This window comes from Mesorhizobium sp. M7A.F.Ca.CA.003.01.2.1 (assembly GCF_003998945.1).
GTDB classification, from domain to species: domain Bacteria; phylum Pseudomonadota; class Alphaproteobacteria; order Rhizobiales; family Rhizobiaceae; genus Mesorhizobium; species Mesorhizobium ciceri.
Map to the genome: position 1 here is coordinate 1 of NZ_RZRA01000550.1, position 3,816 is coordinate 3,816.

Annotated in this window: 6 protein-coding genes; 3 read left to right on the forward strand and 3 right to left on the reverse strand. The window is 62.8% G+C overall.

What is annotated here, in order from left to right:
- Together EN969_RS20835 and EN969_RS20840 are read left to right on the forward strand one after the other, a co-directional pair.
- Positions 1–255 (forward strand): NIL domain-containing protein (locus tag EN969_RS20835; RefSeq protein ID WP_281060019.1); only part of this gene is annotated, 255 nt, incomplete at its 5' end.
- The gene (locus tag EN969_RS20840; protein WP_027161152.1) at positions 236–892 is read left to right on the forward strand and encodes a methionine ABC transporter permease; all 657 of its coding nucleotides are present in this window, start codon (positions 236–238) and stop codon (positions 890–892) included. The genes EN969_RS20835 and EN969_RS20840, both read left to right, overlap by 20 nt.
- Positions 893–970: 78 nt before the next feature.
- Here the strand turns inward: EN969_RS20840 and EN969_RS36760 are convergent, their stop codons facing one another.
- Positions 971–1,285 (reverse strand): Fic family protein, encoded by a 315-nt coding sequence (locus tag EN969_RS36760; protein WP_335919019.1) that lies wholly within the window; start codon positions 1,283–1,285, stop codon positions 971–973.
- A gap of 16 nt (positions 1,286–1,301) precedes the next feature.
- Between EN969_RS36760 and EN969_RS36120 the strand changes: the two genes are divergently transcribed.
- On the forward strand, positions 1,302–1,559 hold the full coding sequence (locus EN969_RS36120; protein ID WP_244514377.1) for a hypothetical protein: 258 nt from the start codon (positions 1,302–1,304) through the stop codon (positions 1,557–1,559).
- Between the two features lie 191 nt (positions 1,560–1,750).
- Here EN969_RS36120 and EN969_RS20855 read toward each other — a convergent pair whose 3' ends face one another.
- Positions 1,751–2,881: an aminomethyltransferase family protein gene (locus tag EN969_RS20855; RefSeq protein WP_063169688.1), complete on the reverse strand. Its 1,131-nt coding sequence runs from the start codon at positions 2,879–2,881 to the stop codon at positions 1,751–1,753.
- Positions 2,882–2,932: 51 nt separating this feature from the next.
- Positions 2,933–3,709: an ABC transporter substrate-binding protein gene (locus EN969_RS20860; protein ID WP_063170417.1), complete on the reverse strand. Its 777-nt coding sequence runs from the start codon at positions 3,707–3,709 to the stop codon at positions 2,933–2,935.
- Positions 3,710–3,816 lie beyond the last annotated feature (107 nt).

Consider the following 3,816-nt stretch of genomic DNA (forward strand, 5'->3'; position numbering starts at 1 on the left):
GCGGAAACCATCCTGCGCGTCTACGTGGCCGGCGAGGCGGCAAGCGGCCCGCTGCTGTCCGACCTTGCGATTGCGGTTCCGGGCGCCTTCCGCCTCGTCCATGGCGGCATCGACCATATCCAGCAGCAGCCGGTCGGCACGCTGTTCCTTTCGGTTCCCGGCAGCGATGCAAATCATCTTGCTGACATCATCACATTCCTGAAGGCTCGCCAGGCGCGGGTGGAGGTGCTTGGCCATGTCGCCAATCCTGTTTGAACTTCTGCTGCGTTCGATCTGGGAGACGGTGCTGATGACGGCCGCCTCCGGCCTCATCTCGCTGGTCTTCGGCCTGCCGCTCGGCCTGGCGCTGATTGCTACCGAACGCGGCGGCATTGCCGAAAGCCTTTGGGTGAACCGGGCGCTCGGCGCCATCATCAACGGTTTCCGCTCGGTGCCCTTCATCATCCTTCTGGTGGCGCTGATCCCGGTGACGCGGCTGATCGTCGGCACCTCGATCGGCACATGGGCAGCCATCGTGCCGCTGTCGATCGCCGCCACGCCCTATTATGCGCGCATCGCCGAAGTGTCGCTGCGCGAAGTCGATCGCGGGCTGATCGAGGCGGCGCGCGCCATGGGCGGCAACCGCTGGACGATCATCCGCGAGGTGCTGGTGCCAGAAGCCCTGCCCGGCATCGTCGCCGGCTTCACGGTGACGCTGGTGACGCTGATCGGTGCGTCAGCCATGGCCGGCGCGATCGGCGCCGGCGGCCTCGGCGACCTCGCCATCCGCTACGGCTACCAGCGTTTTGAGACGTCGGTGATGATCGCAGTGGTCATCGTGCTGATCATCCTGGTCTGCGGCATCCAATGGGTGGGGGATCGGTTGGTGGCGAGGCTGGATAGACGGGGGTGATTGTTAGGCCGACGAACTAGGCGATGATATCTTCTATCAGTGCTTGCAATGACGCTTCTGAACCGCTGAAACTGTCGATCATGGCTTGAATGACGCGATCCCGTCAAGGATGTCGTCATTGAATGTCAGGCCCGCGTGCTCGGCGAGCATCGCAAGGAAGGTGAGCTGGGTTCGGCCGTTGCCTTCGCGAAACGGATGCACGGCGTTGATCTCCGCGACGATGTGCGCCAGATGCTTCGCAAAGCTGGTGCCGTCGAGATGAGCTAAGCGGTCGGGATTGCCGAGTTCGCGAAAGACCCGCGCCATCTCGGTGGCGATGTGTTCGGGATAGCAGAACCAATTGCCGGCCTTGCCGATGCGGATGGTGCGCGGCTGACCGGCCCAGCCACACATCCTGGAACAGGTGCCGGTGCAGGCCGAGATAGTGACGGTAGTCGAGTTCGCCTGCCGGCAATGGCTCGTCAGCGCGAGTCAGGAACAGCGCGAGCTCGACTTCATCAAGCTCAGCCTGGTCGCGGATGTCCAACAGGTTAATGAGCACCGTCGTGCCGGGGTAGCACAGCGGATCGAACTCAGCGGCGTAGACCAACGTCTATTTCTTCTTGCGGATTTCTTCCTTGATGAGCGAACGCCGCTCATCACCGGACAGTCCGTGTCGTACGCCTAGGGCGAGTAATTTCGCCATGCGAGGCGATAAGGTCATGCCTTCCACGGCGCTGATTTTCTCGCCGCGCTCGCTGGTCAGCACGAACTGGCCGGTCTTGGCTGAACGGCTGGCTCGTGAGCTAGGAGACTTCATTTCGAGACAATATCATAACCATTGAGGAGAGACCAAAATGATTTCCAGGGTAAGCCCAGTTAGCCGCGCAACCTCCCCCCCTCGGGATCGAAGAACGGTATCGGCGCCACGACCGCCCGGCTCGGCCTGCCATCGATGTCTATGCTGAGTTCGGTGCCAATCGCGGTGAAAGGCAGCCGCAGGTGCGCCGTGGCCAGCACCTTGCCCAGGGAATAGCCGTGATCGCTGTAGGTGACGATGCCGGCGTCCTCGCCATCGGCCAGGACCCTGGCATCGGTGGCGGCCGGCGTGTCGCCGTCGAGGATCAGGCCGACCCATTGCTCGTCGAGGCCCTTGTCGCGGACCTTGAGCAACGCTTGCCGGCCGACGAAATCGCCCTTGTCGAACTTGATCCAGCGGTCGAGGCCGACATGGAACGGGGTGCGGCTCTCGTCCATGTCGATGCCGTGCGCCGGATAGGCCTTTTCCAGGCCCAGCGTGAACATTGCCAGCACGCCATAGGGTTTCAGGCCAAAGTCCCGGCCGGTCCGCATCAGCGCGTCCCAGACCGAAGCGGCCTCGTCGGCCGGCACGAACAGCTCGAAGCCGAGCTCGCCGGTGACCCCGGTGCGCGAGATCAGCACCCGCGTGCCGTTGATGTGGCCTGACGTGAACGACCAGCGTTTCAGCCCGTCCAGATCGGCATCCGAGATCATCGCCTTCAACAGTTCGCGCGAGCGCGGGCCCTGGATGGTCGGGAAGGCGATGGCTGCGGTTATGTCGGTGACATAGGCCTTGCGACCCTGCGCGTGATGCAACAGCCAGGGCAGCATCTTCAGGCGGTTGACCGAGCCGGTTACCAGCATGAAGTGCTCCGGACCCAACCGAAACACGGTGAGGTCGTCCATGATGCCGCCATCCTCGCGGCAGACCGTGGAATAGCGGACCTGGCCCGGTTTCATGGCAGCGGCATTATTGACGATGACATGGTTGACCAGCGCCTCGGCGTCCGGCCCCTTGATGTCCATCTTGCCCATGGTGCTGAGATCCTGCACGCCGACATTTTTGCGGGTGTTCAGATGCTCGTCGGCAATGCCGGAATAGGTTTTAGCGGAGATGAAATCGCCCCCGACACGACCCATGGTCGCGCCCAGCCCGACGATGCTGCTGTAGAAAGGGGAACGCCGCTCAGCCAAGGAAGTCTCCATCATTCAAGAAAAACGGCAGCGCCAGCCGGCGCTGCCGGAAGGCATGTTGTCGTCTCAGCTGCCGTAGACGTCGAAGGAGAAGTACTTGTCGTTGATTTCCTTGTACTTGCCATTGGCGCGCAGCGCGTCGATGGCCGCATTGAGCTTGTCGGCCAGTTCCTTATTGCCCTTTTGCAGCGCGATGCCGACGCCAGGGCCGTGAATGGCCGGATCGGCGGTCAGCGTGCCGAGCAGCTTGCAGCAGGCGCCGTCTGGCTTCTTCAACCACTCGGTCAGGATGATCGAGCCGTCCATCATCGCGTCGAGGCGGCCATTGGCCATGTCGGTGCGGGCATCGTCGCCCGTCGGATAGGCTTTGACCGTCGAGCCTGCATATTTCTGGTCGGCGAATTTCTGGTGGATGGTCGCGGTCTGCACGCCGAGCGCCTTGCCTTTCAGATCATCGGGCGACGTGCCCGCGATGGTCGAATCCTTGGGCACGGCGATAGCCGGCGGCGTCTGGTAGTATTTGTGGGTGAACTCGACCTTCTCGGCCCGCTCGGGTGTGATGGTGATGTTGATGATCGCGTCGAACTTGCCGGCCTGCAGCGCCGGGATCGAGCCATCGAAATCCTGCACGCTGAACTCACACTCGGCCTTCATCTCAGCACACAGCGCCTTCCCCAGCTCGATGTCGAAGCCGCCCAGCGTGCCGTCGGCACTGGCGTAGTTGAAGGGCGGATAGGCGCCCTCGGTACCGATCCTGAGTTTTTTGTCCTGGGCGGAGGCGGCACCAGTGGCAAGGGTGAGGGCGACGGAAGCGGCAAGCACGAAACGACCGAAAAGACGCATGTTCGAGATCCCCGTTGAAAGCGGGAAGTCTACGGTCTTCCAGGCGCGCGGCGGAGACGGAAACGACATGCGCTGCGGCGATCACGGCGCGGCGAGCAGACCAGGCG

Bases quoted from the DNA above. Each gene is read 5' to 3' on its own strand.
- EN969_RS20860 (WP_063170417.1), bottom strand. From the start codon at position 3,709: ATGCGTCTTTTCGGTCGTTTCGTGCTTGCCGCTTCCGTCGCCCTCACC.
- EN969_RS36760 (WP_335919019.1), bottom strand. From the start codon at position 1,285: ATGTGTGGCTGGGCCGGTCAGCCGCGCACCATCCGCATCGGCAAGGCC.
- EN969_RS20840 (WP_027161152.1), top strand. From the start codon at position 236: ATGTCGCCAATCCTGTTTGAACTTCTGCTGCGTTCGATCTGGGAGACG.
- EN969_RS20855 (WP_063169688.1), bottom strand. From the start codon at position 2,881: ATGATGGAGACTTCCTTGGCTGAGCGGCGTTCCCCTTTCTACAGCAGC.